Source organism: Candidatus Woesearchaeota archaeon, from assembly GCA_016192995.1.
In the GTDB taxonomy this organism is placed as follows: domain Archaea; phylum Nanobdellota; class Nanobdellia; order Woesearchaeales; family DSVV01; genus JACPTB01.
The window spans coordinates 192,573-209,941 of the sequence record JACPTB010000001.1 but is presented as its reverse complement, the minus strand read 5'-3'; the positions used below and the strand labels follow the sequence as shown (position 1 = coordinate 209,941).

General features: G+C 32.5%; 17 protein-coding genes. 11 read left to right on the top strand and 6 right to left on the bottom strand.

Features of this window, described 5'->3' with window-relative positions:
* Positions 1-42: 42 nt before the first annotated feature.
* From HYY69_01160 to HYY69_01150, 3 genes are all read right to left on the bottom strand, one after another.
* On the bottom strand, positions 43-4,875 hold the full coding sequence (locus tag HYY69_01160) for a hypothetical protein (protein ID MBI3032055.1): 4,833 nt from the start codon (positions 4,873-4,875) through the stop codon (positions 43-45).
* A gap of 81 nt (positions 4,876-4,956) precedes the next feature.
* Entirely contained in the window at positions 4,957-5,103 is a 147-nt protein-coding gene (locus tag HYY69_01155) for a hypothetical protein (protein MBI3032054.1), read from the bottom strand.
* A 562-nt stretch (positions 5,104-5,665) separates the two neighbouring features.
* Positions 5,666-6,118: a hypothetical protein gene (locus HYY69_01150; GenBank protein MBI3032053.1), complete on the bottom strand. Its 453-nt coding sequence runs from the start codon at positions 6,116-6,118 to the stop codon at positions 5,666-5,668.
* Positions 6,119-6,398: 280 nt separating this feature from the next.
* Between HYY69_01150 and HYY69_01145 the strand changes: the two genes are divergently transcribed.
* The 7 genes from HYY69_01145 (at position 6,399) to HYY69_01115 (ending at position 13,760) form a co-directional block, all read left to right on the top strand.
* Positions 6,399-7,322 (top strand): DNA cytosine methyltransferase, encoded by a 924-nt coding sequence (locus tag HYY69_01145; protein MBI3032052.1) that lies wholly within the window; start codon positions 6,399-6,401, stop codon positions 7,320-7,322.
* Positions 7,315-7,560 carry a hypothetical protein gene (locus HYY69_01140; protein ID MBI3032051.1) on the top strand — a complete coding sequence of 82 codons (246 nt, stop codon included), beginning with the start codon at positions 7,315-7,317 and terminating at the stop codon, positions 7,558-7,560. The genes HYY69_01145 and HYY69_01140 overlap by 8 nt, the downstream gene beginning before the upstream one ends.
* Entirely contained in the window at positions 7,557-7,886 is a 330-nt protein-coding gene (locus tag HYY69_01135; protein ID MBI3032050.1) for a hypothetical protein, read from the top strand. The genes HYY69_01140 and HYY69_01135 overlap by 4 nt, the downstream gene beginning before the upstream one ends.
* Entirely contained in the window at positions 7,883-9,943 is a 2,061-nt protein-coding gene (locus HYY69_01130; GenBank protein ID MBI3032049.1) for a hypothetical protein, read from the top strand. Before HYY69_01135 ends, HYY69_01130 begins: the two co-directional genes overlap by 4 nt.
* 43 nt (positions 9,944-9,986) lie before the next feature.
* Positions 9,987-10,733 (top strand): hypothetical protein, encoded by a 747-nt coding sequence (locus tag HYY69_01125; GenBank protein MBI3032048.1) that lies wholly within the window; start codon positions 9,987-9,989, stop codon positions 10,731-10,733.
* Positions 10,734-10,826: 93 nt separating this feature from the next.
* On the top strand, positions 10,827-12,872 hold the full coding sequence (locus HYY69_01120; GenBank protein ID MBI3032047.1) for a DUF87 domain-containing protein: 2,046 nt from the start codon (positions 10,827-10,829) through the stop codon (positions 12,870-12,872).
* Between the two features lie 723 nt (positions 12,873-13,595).
* Entirely contained in the window at positions 13,596-13,760 is a 165-nt protein-coding gene (locus HYY69_01115; protein MBI3032046.1) for a hypothetical protein, read from the top strand.
* Positions 13,761-13,802: 42 nt separating this feature from the next.
* Here HYY69_01115 and HYY69_01110 read toward each other — a convergent pair whose 3' ends face one another.
* Positions 13,803-14,042 carry a hypothetical protein gene (locus HYY69_01110; protein ID MBI3032045.1) on the bottom strand — a complete coding sequence of 80 codons (240 nt, stop codon included), beginning with the start codon at positions 14,040-14,042 and terminating at the stop codon, positions 13,803-13,805.
* 157 nt (positions 14,043-14,199) lie between these two features.
* On the opposite strand from HYY69_01110, the gene HYY69_01105 reads away from it, so the two are divergent.
* Positions 14,200-14,613, top strand: a complete 414-nt coding sequence (locus HYY69_01105) for a PIN domain-containing protein (protein ID MBI3032044.1) — start codon at positions 14,200-14,202, stop codon at positions 14,611-14,613.
* Here the strand turns inward: HYY69_01105 and HYY69_01100 are convergent.
* Positions 14,605-14,871 (bottom strand): hypothetical protein, encoded by a 267-nt coding sequence (locus HYY69_01100; protein MBI3032043.1) that lies wholly within the window; start codon positions 14,869-14,871, stop codon positions 14,605-14,607. The two genes, HYY69_01105 and HYY69_01100, sit on opposite strands and share 9 nt — an antisense overlap.
* 355 nt (positions 14,872-15,226) lie before the next feature.
* Here HYY69_01100 and HYY69_01095 point away from each other — a divergent pair, with 355 nt between their 5' ends.
* The gene (locus HYY69_01095) at positions 15,227-15,487 is read left to right on the top strand and encodes an AbrB/MazE/SpoVT family DNA-binding domain-containing protein (GenBank protein MBI3032042.1); all 261 of its coding nucleotides are present in this window, start codon (positions 15,227-15,229) and stop codon (positions 15,485-15,487) included.
* A complete protein-coding gene (locus HYY69_01090; GenBank protein MBI3032041.1) occupies positions 15,484-15,891 on the top strand; it encodes a putative toxin-antitoxin system toxin component, PIN family in 408 nt (135 codons plus the stop codon). The genes HYY69_01095 and HYY69_01090 overlap by 4 nt, the downstream gene beginning before the upstream one ends.
* A 15-nt stretch (positions 15,892-15,906) precedes the next feature.
* On the opposite strand, the gene HYY69_01085 is transcribed toward HYY69_01090, so the two are convergent.
* A complete protein-coding gene (locus HYY69_01085; protein MBI3032040.1) occupies positions 15,907-16,170 on the bottom strand; it encodes a hypothetical protein in 264 nt (87 codons plus the stop codon).
* A gap of 387 nt (positions 16,171-16,557) precedes the next feature.
* Here HYY69_01085 and HYY69_01080 point away from each other — a divergent pair, with 387 nt between their 5' ends.
* The gene (locus HYY69_01080; protein ID MBI3032039.1) at positions 16,558-17,349 is read left to right on the top strand and encodes a tyrosine-type recombinase/integrase; all 792 of its coding nucleotides are present in this window, start codon (positions 16,558-16,560) and stop codon (positions 17,347-17,349) included.
* Positions 17,350-17,369: the final 20 nt, after the last annotated feature.

Sequence of the window (17,369 nt, the reverse complement as noted above, 5' to 3'; positions counted from 1 at the left end):
GTTTTTTTTGGTAGATTGGCTAAACCTATAGTTTGTTGAATTTTATCTTACAAGTTTCTTAATTTCTTTAAAGATGTAAAACAGGATAATTAATATTCCGAACAATAACAAAACAACTAAAATTCCAAACACGACCCACCAGTTTAAACTTACAGAAGGTAGTTTTACAGCACTTAAAACACTAATTATCTTTGAAGGAATTTCTTTAATTGAAATATTCAACAAGAGAGAAACTAAAACTATCGCTCCTAAAATAACAATAATGATGTTTTTTGCATTTAGGAAGTTATATCTGGTAACTTTCTCTTTAGCTTTATGTTTTTTTGTAAGTAACTCTTTAATCGTCTCTTTTTTCTTTATTATATAGATTAATAATCCCATAACAATGAGAACTAAGATACTGAGCCAGTAAGACTGTGTTGACTTTGACGGAGCTTTTCTCTCTTTTTCCTGAATTGTTTCAGTTTCTTTTGCACTCTCTTCTCCAGGAGCTATTTTAGATTCTTGGTCTATTTTTTCAATGCTGATCTCTGCTACCCCATCTTTTATACTTTGTAATGTTATTTTTAAGTTATCTAATCCCCCATCAAGGCTTAATTTCTTATATTCACCTACATTTAATACAAAAGTTTGCGGTTCTGATTGCACAGTTATTTGGGCTGATGTATCTGATAATGAATCAACTGTTAAGCGATGTGTTGTTTTTTCGTCAAGGCGAAATGTTATGGTTTGACCTTTCGCAACTCTTACGGAAGCTGCCTTTATCAATTTTGATAAATCTATGTCTACCGAAGATTCTTTTACAATTTCTTCAGTTGAGGAGGGCGTTGCCTCTTCTCTAGACTCTCCACCCGTTCCACCACCAGCTCCTCCACCAGGGGTACCTTCTCCAACAGGAGCACTTGTTGTCATAAAAGTTTTAAAAGCTCCCGCTCTTTCTGTAAAATCTGTTCCATACCATCCAAGAAAGGTTATCTTTACATCTCCAATATAAGAAGTTGAAGGGCTTATTGTATGAGTTTTTGCTGAGCTTCCTGCAACTGCAACAGTATCAGCACCCGAATCTAATAATGCACCGGTATCTGTTCTTGTTAAGTTCCATTCAACATACATATCTTTTATTGCTCCTCCTGTATTTTCCAAAACAACCGAAATGCTTAAAGTTGGGACAGAGGTATCAATTATAGAAATATCCCTAACGTCAAAAGGTCCTGATGTAATTTTGAAATATTCTCTGTTTTCATAATAATTTCCTCCTCTTGAAACATTAGCTAAGACCTGCCATTGCCCGCCTGTTGCAGAAGAAGCGGTCGCTTTCGTATAATTATATCTTCCAGTTGTTATAGTTGTAACTCCTGATGTTGTTGGTCCTACAGAAACATCTCCCAAGGGATCAATTAGAGTTATTTTGGGGGTTGAATCCGCGTTTACATAATTTCCCTCTTCATCCTTAACAGAAATCTCTGCCACATAATTATTTCCTGCTTCAACCTCAACATAATTAGTTATATCAATCATCGTTCCAGAAACTTTCTTTAAGACTGATAATGTAGAAACATCTGTATCTGTGGGGTTTTTTATTGCAGTTGTTACAATTTTGTAATCTCCTAAAACAGCTGTTGAGGGGATGTTGAACGAAAAATTGTAAAACCCATTTCCTTCCTCGGTAGCGTTGCTTGAATTTAACCAAATTGTGCTATTTGGATAATAGATATCATAAGTTATATTTGCATTTGTTACTGCTGTTGTGTTTTGGTATTTTAGATAACTTCTAATAGTAGCATTATCTCCTTGTCTTTTTGCGACTGAACTTGTAGAAACGAAAATAGAGGAATAAGCTGAAATGACAGAAAATGATTCAATGGCACTTGCATTTAAATTTCCTTGAGTTGCATTAATTCTTAGGTTATAATTCCCTGTTACTGTTCCTAAATTAGTTGAATAAGAATAATCTCCATTTCCATCATTGCTCAGATTTGTGTTTGAAATGAATATTGTTCCGTTAGGATAATTTATTGTTAAATTAACACTTGCATTTGTCACGGCATTCCCATTTTGATTATACATATAGGCATTAATCGTTAAAGTATCAGAAGTGTAATAAGTAGAACCAGTGCTTATATGCATATTTAAACTTGTATAAGTGGTTGTTGGTGGCTCACTAACTCTATACCAAACAGAACCATACTGATCAGCTCCACTTAGCAAACCATAAACTCTTGTAAAATATGACGTTTTAACCGCATCGCTTGCAATTACAAAATTATATTTATACAAACCAGCACTTACATAAGTCATACTTGTTTGGGAAATATAGACAGAACTATTTCCATAATAAAGTGTAATCTGACTATTGTTATTTGCGACATCTGTAGCCGTTCCGTCTTTGTTAAATAAGGCATAAATAGTAATATTGTCTCCTTGTTCAAAACTATGTCCGTCTGTATTTCCACTTTCTTTTGCGATCCATAAATCAAGATTAAGATTGCCAGTATAGCTTGGAGAATATGTTATAGTTTCTGTTGAAGAACCAGAATTCCCACTAGTGTCATTAGCAAGGCTATTTACAGTTCTCTGGTTAGCAGGAGCAATGACATTTATATTGTAGAATGGATTCCAGCCATAAGAATTTGTAGAAGAATTCCATGAATTTCTTGTTTCTTCCAAAGTTCTATCTGTTTTTGTAACATTAGAATAAACCATTTTATCGGAAACATTTTCTCCTCTAACATTTGTTACATGAGTTCTTACATAAAGTACATCGGCACCGATAAAGAATGATGTTTCTTCACTCCCTGTTGGAAAATCTGTTCCCTCTTCTTGTTTATCAGTCCAGATGTTTGTGACACTTAATAGACTTGAAACTGAAAACGTGGTTTCCGTACTGTTTCCATTGTTTGAGTTAAACAATGCTCTGGTGCGATATGATTCTCCAGTAGCATTATTTTGCGAAGAGTTTGTAAAGCCAATTGATATGGTTTTGTTAAAAAAGCCGTTGCCATCAAGCGAAACAGAAGAGTTTGAATTTTGTACAATTCCAGAAGAATTAATCAAATTTATTATTATCGTTTTTCCTTGCAACGGCTCGCTTCTTATATTGTAAACATTTCCCCAATGCGTTACATTCTCGCCTTTATTATAAACATTAAAAATTGAATTGGTAGCGTTAATAATCAAAATATCTGTTACATTGAGCAGAGCGTTTTGAGAAGAAAAGCTATCTTCTGTTGCTCCAGAACTTCCATTTATTGTGAAATTTGTTTGTACAGATTTTTCGCCTGTTGATGTTGGTGCTTGGGTATTATTGTAGCAATATAATCCTGTACTATTCCACGTCATCTGCTCTGTGGATTTGCCTTGAATTGTTACATTACAGTTTGGTGTAAAGCCTTCTGGATTGTTGTAAATAAATGTCTCTATTCTTATTTCTCCTTGCAAGTTTGTAGTATTTGCTAAATTATATATCGCAGAGGTGTTTTCTCCGTAAAAGCCATAAGTTTTTGTTTGATTTGCTATAATTCTGACAATAAAAGTTTTTGAGTTTTCCGGAAATGTGTCAGTTGATGAATTATAATTTGTTTTTATTAGCCATGTTCCGCCTTGTGCTCTAATAGATAAAGTAAAATTAGTTGAGAAAGCGCCATTTGCATTTAATGTTGGAAATTTAGATTCAATAAATGAATAACCGGAAGGTGTGGGCTTGTATAAAGAAACATTTACAGGATGCCCTGTTCCCCCATAATCATTCGCATCTGCACCGTAAGCATATCCAAGTTCACCATAAAACCATAAAGTTGTGTTTGCTGTATCTGTTGACGGGAAATATGTTGTATTGACAGTTGTAAAAGCCGTTTGTGTTAGATTTAGATTGGACTGCGTGACATTTCCTGTTGCATTGAATAAATCACTGTTTCCATATAAAGCATCAGAACCATTAACTTCAACATACAAGCCGTAATGAGTTATATTACTAAATATTTCTGTAATATGATTCACGACATTAAAAGTGCTTGTGCCATTCCTCAAAAGAGTGGAATTCCAGTTGCTGAATGAAGTTCCATCATTCCAAGTAGTCCCATTGTTATAAGAGTAAATCCATTTATATCTGTGTTGGATTGTTTTATTTTTAGCAGCTGCAGTCACATTACTTAATCCAGACCACAACCCAGGATTTAAAGCTGCTGTTTGTTCGTCGTGTCCTCTTACTCTCACACGCAATGAGTAATTAGTAACGTCATTTCCTCCACCCCAGCTACTATTTATGATTTTGTTTGTGATTGTATATGCTTGATAATTAGTAGTGACCCCGCTTGCTGTATTTTGCGTTTCTGCGTCGCAATTCCATGAATCATTATAATAACAATAAGTATAATTAAATAAATAATTAGTACTGGCATCTGCATTTCCATTTGTAGTTTTTTTAATCCAAACAGAACCATTAATTGATGAACCAAAATCGTAATAACCATCCCTCTCTATGCTTGCTTTGGCCTGAGCAGAATCTCCGTCACTGCCTAATGTCCCTGCACCGCCTGCTCCGTTTACTTCTGTTCCATTCTGCGCATTTCCTTTCTCACTTCCAGTTGATGTCCCAATGGTATAATTTCCAGACAGCGTTGAATTTGGGTCAAAGTCAGATGCAGAAATCCTTACAGTTACATTTTCTTGCGATAGTGCTTGCTCTAATGCAGTAGAGTCACTATCATTATTTGAAACAGAAACAGCTGAACCGCCACTACCTGCTGCATTATCCGTTCCAGCAAAATTTGGATTAGCATCAGAATAAGGAGAGCCTTGATAGCCTGTTGGTTGATAAACTGCGGCATAAACAAGAGAGATTAATGTTGTAAAGACGAGCAGGCAAACTACTAACAATAAACTATTTCTAACTCTTTCACTTCGCCCCCCCCCCCCACGTGTAACTCTAGAGTGGTTAATTCAATCTTCTTTAACATTTTATTTTATCTCCTTTAAAACTAATTCTCCTTTTTCATTTATGTAGAGGTAAAGTTTTGTTCCTTTTTTCCATTTTTTAATCAGGATAATATCTAAAGGAAGAGTGATGGTATATTGCCCTTTTTTGGTTTTTTGTATGTTTACCATTGGAATATTCTTTAACTATTCTTAAATTATGCTTAAACTATTAATTAAATAATCTAATACTATTTAAAGCTTTTGTTTTCGTTCGTTACGGAATTCCCCCCCTCGTCGTTTCGTTTTAGTTTAGTTTTTAGAAAATTGCCCCTTTCGTTAGCCCCTGAAATTATTGAATAGAACTTATAGGGTTAAACGAAGTGACAATCCCTCGAAAATTTTGGCGAGGAAAATTCGGCAACCCATGAATTTTCACTCCTGACAAAATTTTCAGAGATGGATTGGCATTTGGGAAAAATCGGGAATTTTCTTGGAAAATTAGCATAGCGACCGATTTTTCCGTTTAACCCTTGAAGAACGAACCAACTTGCCAGCTTTTAGAGTCTATAAACCATAAATTCGATTTTTGTCATGGCAAATCAAGGCAAGTAACAGCATAAACGTTGCTTACTTGCCGATAATAGGTATAATGTGCTAACTGCTATTTAAGCTCTTCCATCTTTTGACGAGATTTACTTGCTTTTGAAGAATTGCTGCTATCAAAGAGCAACAGCAAGAATCTTGAACTACTTTATTCTTTCTTACCTTCACTAATTAGATGTCTGAAATAATTTGCTTCTTCATTATCTCTCCTTACTTTAGCTTCCCTTTCATTTTTAGTTAAAAAGTGACGAAGTACCATAAGAATAATTCCACTTGTTGCAATAGACAAACCAATAATTGCACTTACAGTAATACTAATATTGAATTTTGGCTTTGCAAAAAATGAAAAAATAATACCAATGAATAAAACTCCTAATAGAAAGTAAAGCAATTCTATATTATTTTCCTGTAACCTTATAATTCTTGAATTGTATAATCCCCTAAGCCGATTCATCTCAGATTTAATTCTATCTGCTCTAATATCTGCTGGATTTAATTTAGCTAGTTCTTCACCCCATTTATTTATAAGATTGCCAGCTTGTTTTATCTCAGATTTAGCAACTTTCCTCTCTCTCCATTTACTTGGTCTAAAAATCCACATAATTAAACAGTTCACTATTAATATATAAAAAGATTTCCACTACTTAAACACTATAAGCTCCAGTTATAACTCTTTTTCCGTATCTTTTCCGTTGTTCTTGTTAAGGATATACATAAACCTCTTACAACATTTATTCTTTTATGAAAACGTGCAAAACCTGTGGTAAGAAACTAAAGCGAAATCAAAAAGATTTCTGCCAAACCTGTTTTGAGTTTCACTTATACAACTACTCAAAGCAACAACGTCATGATGTTCAGCAGGAATATAAGAGGTTGAGAAAATGAAACCTACTGTTCTCGATCTCTTTGCAGGTTGTGGCGGCTTTAGTCATGGCTTTACACAAGCTGGTTTTGAAGTTCTTGGCTTTGTTGAATGGTGGAAACCTGCAATAACAACATTTCTCAAAAACCACCCAAACGCACTTCATATAGGTACTGATATAACAAAAGTGCCTAATGAAACCATTGTTTTTTACAAGGGGAAAGTTGACATTATTGTTGGTGGTCCGCCATGCCAAGGATTTTCTCTTTGTGGAAAACGTGATCCAAAGGATAACAGAAACAAGCTATACAAAGAATTTCTCAGATTTGTCAGTGTTATTGAACCAAAGATCGTGATAATGGAGAATGTTAAAGGAATTCTCAGCATGAAGAATCAAAAAGAGGAATTAGTCATCCATAAAATCGTTGAAGATTTTATCAAGCTTAATTATTCCGTTTGCTACAAAGTTCTCAAAGCTTCTGATTATAATGTTCCGCAAGATCGGGAACGATTAATTATCATTGCTGTAAAACTAAACATTTTTCCACAACCTTATGATAAAATCGTTACAATCTCAGAAGCATTACAAAATATTCAATTAGATTGTAATGCACATGAATTTTTAGATACAACTCCTGTAATACTTGAAAGAATAAAAAATCTAAAGCAGGGAGAGAAATTATCTAACAAATTCAATTTTTGCAGACAAAGGTTAGAAGCAAATAAACCCTCAAAAACAATCGTTACAAAACCATTGTATATTCATCCCACTGAAGATAGATTCCTTACTCCCAGAGAACTAGCACGATTGCAATCATTTCCTGATGATTTTGAATTTACTGGTTCAAGAACTTCCATGATTAAACAGATTGGCAATGCAGTTCCGCCATTATTGTCTTATTCTCTTGCAGAAAAAATCAAGGAGGTTTTCTACCATGGATGAAATAATTGCAGTATTAATGGGAGTTTTGTTAGGTTTATTGATTATTACAGTTATTATTGTTATTTTTTTGTTATGTGAACCTCGCAAAAAAGCAGTAAGATTTGTTCAAACAAAGTTTATTCATTTACAGAAAAGTAAACCTATTCCGCTCATTGAACATGATGAAGAACCAGACGAATTGTTTGCGTTCAGAAAATTGTTTTCTGAGAATAAAACAGATGGAGGAAGAGCACAATGAAAAAATTGGCGCCAATATTTTTTCTATTGCTGCTGGTAGCAGTACATGTTGTACTGGCAGACATAGACTTTGACAAAGATTTGACAGCAGATGAGAAACAGAAATTTGATGAAATTCTATTTCCAGTGATGAAGATTTACAACTTCATCAAGTATGCTGCAACTGTTGCAGGTGTACTAATGCTGGTGTTTTCAGGAATTTCATTTGTAACATCTGGAGGAGATACTGGCAAAAAAGAGAGAGCGAAAAATATGGCAGTAGGTGTAGTGATTGGACTTATTGTCATCTGGGTTGCTCCGCTTGTTGTCAAGTATATCTTCACATGAAGAAAATTATTTCTTTGGTTGCAGCATTATTGCTGCTTCCTATTGTTTTAGGATTTCAATGCAATTTAACAAGCGATCCTGCTTATTGCAATCAAATTGAAAATTCTGCTTTCAATGAAACTGAAAAAGATATGCTATATTCCTCTTTGCTCTATGAAAAAAGCTCTTATCCAGATCATGTTTTTGTAGAAAATTACAATTTAGGAAAGATAATCAGTTCTGCTCCTGAAAATACGCAGTTTTATTATTCAAAATATATCCAGAATGCGTGGCTTTCTTTTCTTGCTATTTTCCCCTCTGTAATTGAAAAAGATATTTTGTTTATTCCACAAAATGTTAAGGTCTGGAGTGAGTATAACTATAATGTCCAGATTCCTCAAGATTATTATTCCTCAAATAAACAGCAGAACGTGGAATGTAAAGCAATATACAGTTTAGTAGATAATACTGCAAAGGTGGAATATTTTCACAACTCCGTGTATAAAGGAAAGGGAAAATTAGCGCCTATTTCAGTCAATAGTGATGGAAAGATAACATCACAATTAACAATCACAGCACAGGTAAAAGCAGATCATTACCAATGGGATAAATATTGCTGCGCAAAGAAAAAAGGCAAATGTGTGCAATATTGTTACACCTGCAATTACAAATATACAGGTTATGATTCGGATAGCCTTACCATTTCAGAAAGTAAAGATGTTCAACTTTACACCAAAAAGCCATCTGCAGAAATAAGTGTTGTCAATAATTATCTTAATACAACAAAAGGCACATTTTCAGCTCAGGATTATAGTTTATTTAAGATCAGCTTTCAAAATTCTTCAATTACAAAACAACAATATTATTATGACCTTAAATTTGATAAGAAACCGTATTACATTGCTTACTTAGAAGCACATAATACTTCCATTACTACACAAAACAATCTTTTTTTATCAAACAATACTTTTTTTGTAAAAAATACTGATAGCTGCAATTTGTTTGCATATAATCATTTTTATCAGTTGAATACTACTTGTGATCTGACTTTAAAGCAAGAGAATATTGAGCAATTAACAACAATAGAAAAGAAAGTGGATTTAAGTTTCCTGCTTTATATTCTTATTTTTATTTTATTTGTTTACATTATCTACAAAATATTAACATCACAATGGAAAAAGCTTACGTTTGTTTTTATTTTTCTCTTATTGATTGCCACTCCTTTTGTTGCTGCTGAACCAGAACAAGAAGAATGTGGTTTAACAAATTTAGCTTCCTGCATTCCAGAGAAAATGTATAATTATATTATTATGATAATTAATGCTCCTTTATTGCCGATGTTGATTTCAGTTCAGAAATTGCTTACTGCTGATGTTTCTATTGCTATTTTTCAGCATGTATGGTCGGTTATCAGATATATTCTGAGCTTCTTTTACATTTTCTTTTTTCTCTATGCTGGCTTTATTTTTCTTACCTCAAATGCCAATCCAATTAAACGATCGTATGCAAAAGATATGCTCACGAATACTTTTATTATGATTGTGCTTATTCAAGGATCGTATTATATCTATGATTTGATTCTGAGCTTGAGCAATGTTATGAACAGCACAATTCTCTCTATGGTTGATCCAAAATTCTTTTTATTGACAGCAGATAATCTTGTTAATATCGGTTTGGAATTTATCATGTCATTTGTTTATGCATTGACATTATTTTTTACTATGCTGATGCTTGTACTACGTTATCTTGTTGTCAGTTTTGGTGTTGTGTTGTTTCCGTTAGGAATATTTCTCTATTTTATTCCGCCACTAAAAGGCTACGGTAAATTTATTCTTAATTTGCTTGGTATATTTATTTTCATTACATTCATTGATCTACTGATTATTTTAACATGTTCAAAACTGATTGAAGTTCCATTATTTGAGAATATAAAAATTCTTGTAATGATAACCTGCTTTGCTATTGTCAATTACACCTTATGGCTTGCAATTAAATTCGCAATGAGGAAATCAAGCAATGTTTCCATCAAAGATGATATTCAGCAAGCAGCGAAGTATATTGCGCTGTTGGCTGGATGAATTAAAGAACAATTTTATATACTAATTAAGTAATGCTTATCTTATGGAAATAGATCCTAAAAATAGACCAGTGTTATTTGGATACTTTAAGTGCACAGCAGATGTTTTGCTTTCTGAACATAAACGTTCAGCTGAACAAAATGCTTCAGCAAATTTAGGACGAAATAGAGAGTTATTTTGTAAAGAATTTTTGAGCAAAGTACTTCCAACAAAATTATCAGTTAAATCTGGTGAGATTTGGGATTCAATGAACAATAAAACAGGTCAAGAAGATATAATTATCTTAAGAGAGGATTCGCCAATATTGCATGTGGGTTCTGATAATATACATTTTGCTGAAGGTACATTTGCAGTTATTGAAGTAAAATCAAATCTTACTAGAGATAAACTACTTGAAGCAGGCAATAATCTTAAAAAAGTTGAAGAATTAAAAATTAATGTTGGTGCTTCTATCTCTTCAGGTGCTACTCTCAGTAGACCACTTAGAATTATCTTTGCATACGAAGGAGCTAAATGGGAAACCCTCTTGGATGAAATAAATAAGAATAGATGGGATGATTTATTTGATTTAATTTGTATTCTGAATAGAGGTGTACTAATAAAAAAAGGAAGATTAGTTAATTGGGAGAATAAAGATGAGTTTATAGTAATAAATGGTAAAGCAGCTGCATTAGGATTTATGTTTTTCTATTTAGTATCTTACGGAAGTAGTTTTTTAGGACGTAATCTAATTTTAACTCCTTATTTTGAACCACTTAATTTTTGGGATGCTACGGAAAATAGTCAATAATCCCGTAATTCTTGTTAATCCCTTTTTTAACCATGTTCTGCAATACTAATCTTGTCAACTGACTATAAAATAAAGCATTTCCATTCATATTCAATGGCATACGACATTCCCCCACCATTGCAGCACAAAGAAAAGATCATCTTTGGCTTGACATTCCCGCAGTTAGCGTATGCTTTTCCTGCCTTCTTCCTTGTATTTCTACTCGTTCTTAAAACATCTTTGCCTATTTCCGTTTCTGGTTCACTCTCTATTTTTATTCTCTTTATGGCAGCTTTTTTCATGTTCTTTGATGGACTCAATAAAATCAAGCACTGGTACAATTATCTCAGAAATCCAAAAATAGAAGTATTAAGCAATCTGCTCAAACAGATTGTTGATATTAAGAAGATAGAACAAGCAACTGTGTACCAAGCAAAAAATAAATTAGCAATTCTGGAAATAACTCCTATCAATTTTATGCTCAAGACTGAAGAAGAAAAGAATGCAATTATCGTAGGATTTCAGAAATTTCTCAATGGACTTGATTTTCCTATTCAAATTCATATCACGAGCACACCAATTCAGCTTTCTGAACATCTACGATATACAGACAATAAGATCAAAGAAAAAATAAAGTTAACGAAAGATGAAAAGAAAGCAGAATTACTGCAAAGTCTGATAAATTCCTATTGCGAGTTTGTAAAGAAGACAATCAAAGAGAATAAAATTCAGAACAGGAATTTCTACATAATAATTCAGGAAAAAGATCATTTGGATGTGCAGGTAAAAGTATGCAGTGAAAAATTAGCAAGCTTAGGATTAAAAGTTAAACAATTGCAGGAGAAAAAGTTGATTGAATTATTTTATTCCTACATAGCAAACAACAAACAAAAAGAAGCGCAAGCAGAGGAAGTGAAAGAAATTGCTCATTTTATGTTTGCGCCAGAAAAAATAAGCTTTTATCCTGATTATTTCGAAGTTGATAATTTATTTTGCAAAATATTAGCAATAACTGGTTACCCTCATTCTGTTGAAATGGGTTTCTTAGATAAAATAATCTCTTCTGGAGAAAAGTACGACATCAGTATTCATATTGAGCCTTACCCATTAGACTTTACAATGGTCCAGTTAAATAGAGACTTGCAGAAACAACAAGCTGATCTTTATACTGATTCAAAAAAAGGCATATTAAATCCATCATTGGAAATAAAATTCTCTTCAACAAAGAAAGTATTAGAAGATTTGCAGAAAGGAAAACAGAAGTTATTTGATGTTTCATTATATGTAATGTGCAAAGGTACAAAAGAAGAAACGCATTTACTGGCGAAACGAATAAAGGCAGATTTTGATGGATTAATGATACAAAGCAATGTACCAATGTTTCAGATGATGGAAGGCTATGCTTCAATGCTGCCACTTGCTAACAACAAGCTGAAGATAAAAAGAAATATTCATACTGAAGGATTAGCAGCATTTTTTCCGTTTTCTTCTCCTTTTCTTGATGGAGATGATAACGGTATTTTATTAGGATTAAATAAAAACAAAATTCCCTATATCAAGAATATCTTTAATCTTACCAATGCAAACGGAATTATTTTAGCAACTTCTGGCGCTGGTAAATCCTATTTCACTAAACTGCTTATTTCACGGCAGTATATGAATGGCTGCGATGTGATTATTATTGATCCACAGGGCGAATATCTTGCGATTACACAGCATTACGGCGGCGAATCTATTACTATCTCAAAGAATTCTAAAACAGTCATTAATCCGCTTGATTTTGCTAGTTCTACAACTTCAATTTCATTATTCTCTTTTGAGAGAAATCCCATACTATTAGCTATCTTAAAGTTAAATATGTTCTTTGACTTAAAAAATAATTGTAAATTCTTTACAAGTTCGCTAACTTGTCTCTGTAACTTTAATTCATACAGTCCTTTAGAATGTTCTTTTACTTTATTCTCAAGTAATTTCTCAATTTTGAGAAGTTCCTTAAACAAGAAATCACGTTCATCATTGATTTTTAATCCCTGTCTTAGTTCATCAATTTCACAAAAATCACATGTTATACAACCAGTGAGGAATCTATGTTTCCATATGGGACGTTCTGTAAATTCGTCTATTTCTGAGATGAACCCATTTCCAACTGGTCTTCCCTGAAAAAGTAAGTAGGGCAGGTTCCATCTATCACTTCTGCCCTTATCACATAAGTACAAATTGAAACTTATCTCTCCTTTTTTCCCATTTTTATCGTAAGGAATCGAATCAATGGTTAGGGTAGTAAATTCCGAATAGTCTCTGGGCTCTACTTCCTGAAATTTTTGTTGCTCAGGCCCTATTTCGGCGATTTTTCCTTCGTATAGTTCTACAAGTATTCTTACTTCACCTTTTCTAATTAATTCTCCAAAATGATGTTGAAGTCTTTTGAATAACATAGTTACATTGAATTTTTCAAACAGACCGGGTTTCCATTTTTCGTATATTGCAATAGTACCATGCTCCGAATCAGAATATTCTCTGAATTTGGATTCATCCACATACTTAACTTTTACTTTACTAGATATTGAATTAAATTCAAGCTTCGCTGTTATTCTGGAAAAAATTGCATTAGCAAATATGACCGTAATTTCATTGGTAGGAATATCTTCTGGGAGTCTTTTTGTAATAAAATATAAATTTTCACAAAATGCCCTAAATCCTTGCAATCCCCTAGCAAATTGACCTGTTTGACTACTATCAAACTCTTTTAATGAATCGAAAGGTTTCTCGCAGACATGTTTGATTTGCAAGAATCCAGTACCATTATCTATTATCAGTATTCTTTCATTTTCTTTGTCAATAATTACCTTGATTTCACCTTTCGTTTTCTTTTTTTGGTTTTCATTGAATTTTATTATTGCATCTACACCATTTTCAACTGCTTCCGTCAACATTAATGAACTGCCACCTCTTGCTTCAAAGCCAGCACCTACCATATTCAAAGCAGAAACTATTTGTTTTTCTTTTTCAAAAGTAGCGGAGAATATTGTTTCTTCAACATTAGGTTGATCTGTTTCTTTACTTCCAAATAATCTTTTTACAAATTCCATTTTAAAGTTTTATGCCTTTTCTTGCTTTCTTATTACTCTGAAAAGCTGCCTTAGTTATTCTTAATTCTTCTTCTAGAGCCTTGAATATCTTGTTTATTTGAGGTTCAGAATAGCTATACACTTGAGTATTTGAGCAATTTCTTAAGATGGCAAACTGCTCCAGTAATTTGTTAACCCTTGCTTCAGCTAGCCTTTTGAATTTTTCCTCCTTAGTTTCATTTTCAATTCTAACTTTAACCATATAAACCAGTAATATATAACTAATATTTAAATATTCCTATTATTTGCTATTAATCATAATCTAATGCTATTAGATTATATTTAATAACTATTACTTCAAACACCCTATTATGAAATGTTAGGCAAACTATAAATACTAAAATCACTGCCAGTCAATAATGGCATCAAAATACTATGTAGATACAGCAATCTGGAGAGACCTCCACGAAAACAGGAAAGACAAATCCAAAAATCTTGGAGAATTGGCATTTGAATCGTTCAAGAAAATACGAGCCAATAAAGAGAAAATTGTTTATTCAGATTTTGTTGTTGAGGAATTATCGCACGCTTACGATAAGCAAACTATTGATGAGCTCTTCAAAAATGTATCAGAATTGCTTGAAAAAGTTGAAATCAATAAGACTCAATTAAAAGAAGCTGCCGATTTGTCAAAACAGCATAATATTCCTTTAGGCGATGCAGTTCATGGGATACTAGCCAGAGACACTAATTCAATTATGGTGACAAGAGACCGGCATTTTAGAAAGTTAAAAGATAAAATCACCATCAAAAAACCAGAGGACTTAATTTAGCTTAACACCAAACTTTTTAGCATATTCACTAGCAACTTTGCCCCTAATATTATGCAATTCTTTATCGCTTACTTTCTTTTTTGCAGCACCTTTAAACTCCACTAACTGCTGAAGAACAAAATCTTTTTCTATTGAGTTTAGCTTTTCCCTGACAGATTCTCTAATAAACTCTGTTCTGTTGCTGAAATGCAATGGTTTTAAGACTGCATCTATCTTCTTTACTACATCTTCCTGAATTTTAAAAGTGATAGTTTCCATGATATTACGCATGTAATACAATGTAATATTTAAATATTTCGGTTTTTAGCCCCAGATTCCTTCTATTAAAACATAAAGTGCGTAGCACAATGAGAGTGTGCCATATTCCGTCGTCGAAAATCCCCCTCGTCGTTTAAGTAATTCAAAAATTGCATTTAACACCGAAAAAACGAACTTTATTTGCTTTCTCAAGAGTCGTAATCCGTAGCACTTTCGTATCTTTTGTTAATGGCACTTTTAATATAATCTTTAGTTTTCTAAGAAGAGCAAGTAGTCAGCGTTTAATAATCTTATCGAAAAGTATATAAATAAGATGATCTTATCAATAAGATATACTTACATGGAGGTTATAATCATGGGAACATTTGAAGTTACAAGTCTCAGTTCAAGAGGGCAAATTGTTATTCCACAAGGAATCAGAGATAGACTTAGTCTTTATGAAGGAGAAAGATTTATTGTTATTGGGGAAGATGATACTATTGTGCTGAAAAAATTAGAAATGCCATCATTCAAAGGGTTTGATAAACTATTAAAGAAAACAAGAGAATTTACTAAGATGAAAAAAATCAAACCAAATGATATAGATGAAGCAATAAAACGAGTTCGTTTAAAATGATAAGAGTTGTTTTAGATACTAATATTTTCATTTCTGGAATATTCTGGGAAGGAAATTATTCTTCTCAAATTATTGATGCATGGAGAAATGGTAAAATACTTATGGTGAGTTCTACTGAAATTGTTGAAGAATTAGTTGAAACCCTAAAAGACTTTAAGATTAAAATGTCTGATAAGATGATTCAAGAATGGCAAAAGATGATAATTGAAAATGCTGTAATTGTAGTTCCAACTGAAACACTTGACATTGTTAAAAATGATCCTAAAGACAATAAATTTTTTGAAGCTGCTTTAGCTGGAAATGCAGCATATATTATTAGTCAAGATAAGAAACATATCCTAAGCATTGCTGAATTTCAAGGAATTAAGACAATTCATCCTCAAGAATTCGTGAAATTGCTTTGAATATTCATAAACAATTCATGTTTTCCTAAATAAATTGTATAAAAAACTAATGAAATATATCAAAACTATAATTAGGGCAGTTGATAACAATGTTTCAATAAGCCATAATTGCCAGATAGGTGTTTGATACATCTCAGGGCATGGTGCTTGTATACAATAGATTCTTGGTTTGGAAACAAAAAAAAATGATGTTAAGATAAGAATTTGTGTAATTAACTCTAAAATAATAAAAACAACTATTTTTGTTTTGGTAATTTGAAGTGTAGCTTTCCAATTCATACACTAAGTAAAATAGTTCATCATTAAATACTTTTCGAATCATTTAGTTACAATTTAAGATAGAGATAAGATCGAAGATAACCCAATAATCCAATCAGTTTATTGCTCTACAGCAGCAATTCTTCAAAAGCAAGTAATTCTCATCAAAAGATGGAAGAGCTTAAATAGCAGTTAGCACATATTACGTAATATCGGCAAGTAAGCAACGTTTATGATATTACTTGCCTTGATTTGCCATGACAAAAATCGAATTTACGGTTTATAGACTCTAAAAGCTGGCAAGTTGGTTCGTTCTTCACCTATTAAGCGTAGTTTTAATTACGCTTAATAGATATATCAGCATATAAAGCGAAATTCTTATAAATAACCTTTGACAGTAGAATAGTAATGGATGTATCACTTGAACAACAACAATTGCTTGCAAAACTTAGTGAGGAAATTAAATTAAGAGGGTATTCTTCTCAAACAGCAAAGGTTTATTTGATTATTGTTGGAAATTATTTAAAATCAGGTAACACTCCAAGGGAGTTTCTTCTTTCTCAAATTGATAAAAGTAGATCAACCATGAGAAGCGCTTATTTTGCTTTGCAATTCTTTTATCGGAATGTTCTTCATGAAACCTTTAAAGAAAATCTGCCTTTAGCTAAAAATAAACTGAAATTACCTACTGTTCTTAGCAAACAAGAAGTTCAGAAAATGATTGAACAAGAAAAGAATCTTAAACATAAGCTTGTTTTGATGTTTTTATACTATGCAGGGTTACGTCTTGATGAAGTGAGGAATCTCCAATGGAATGATGTAGATTTTCAACGTGAAATTATTCATTTGAAAACTGCAAAAGGAGACAAAGAAAGAGTTATTTTTTTGCATAATAAGCTTAAGGAAATAATCAAGATATATGGAATTAAAGAGCAAGGCTTAATTTTCAATTCTCAGCAAGGCAATAAATATAACAAAAGAAGCATCCAATTAATAGTCACTAAGAATGCTAAAAATGCAAAAATAAATAAGAATGTTACACCGCATACATTACGCCATTCTTTTGCAACTCATTTATTAGAAGCAGGAACAGACATAAGATATATTCAAGCATTGCTTGGACATAAAGACTTAAAAACAACACAGATCTATACTCATGTTGCAAATAAAGATATAACTAAATTAGCAGGATTATTATAAAAAATACACTGAAAAGAGGT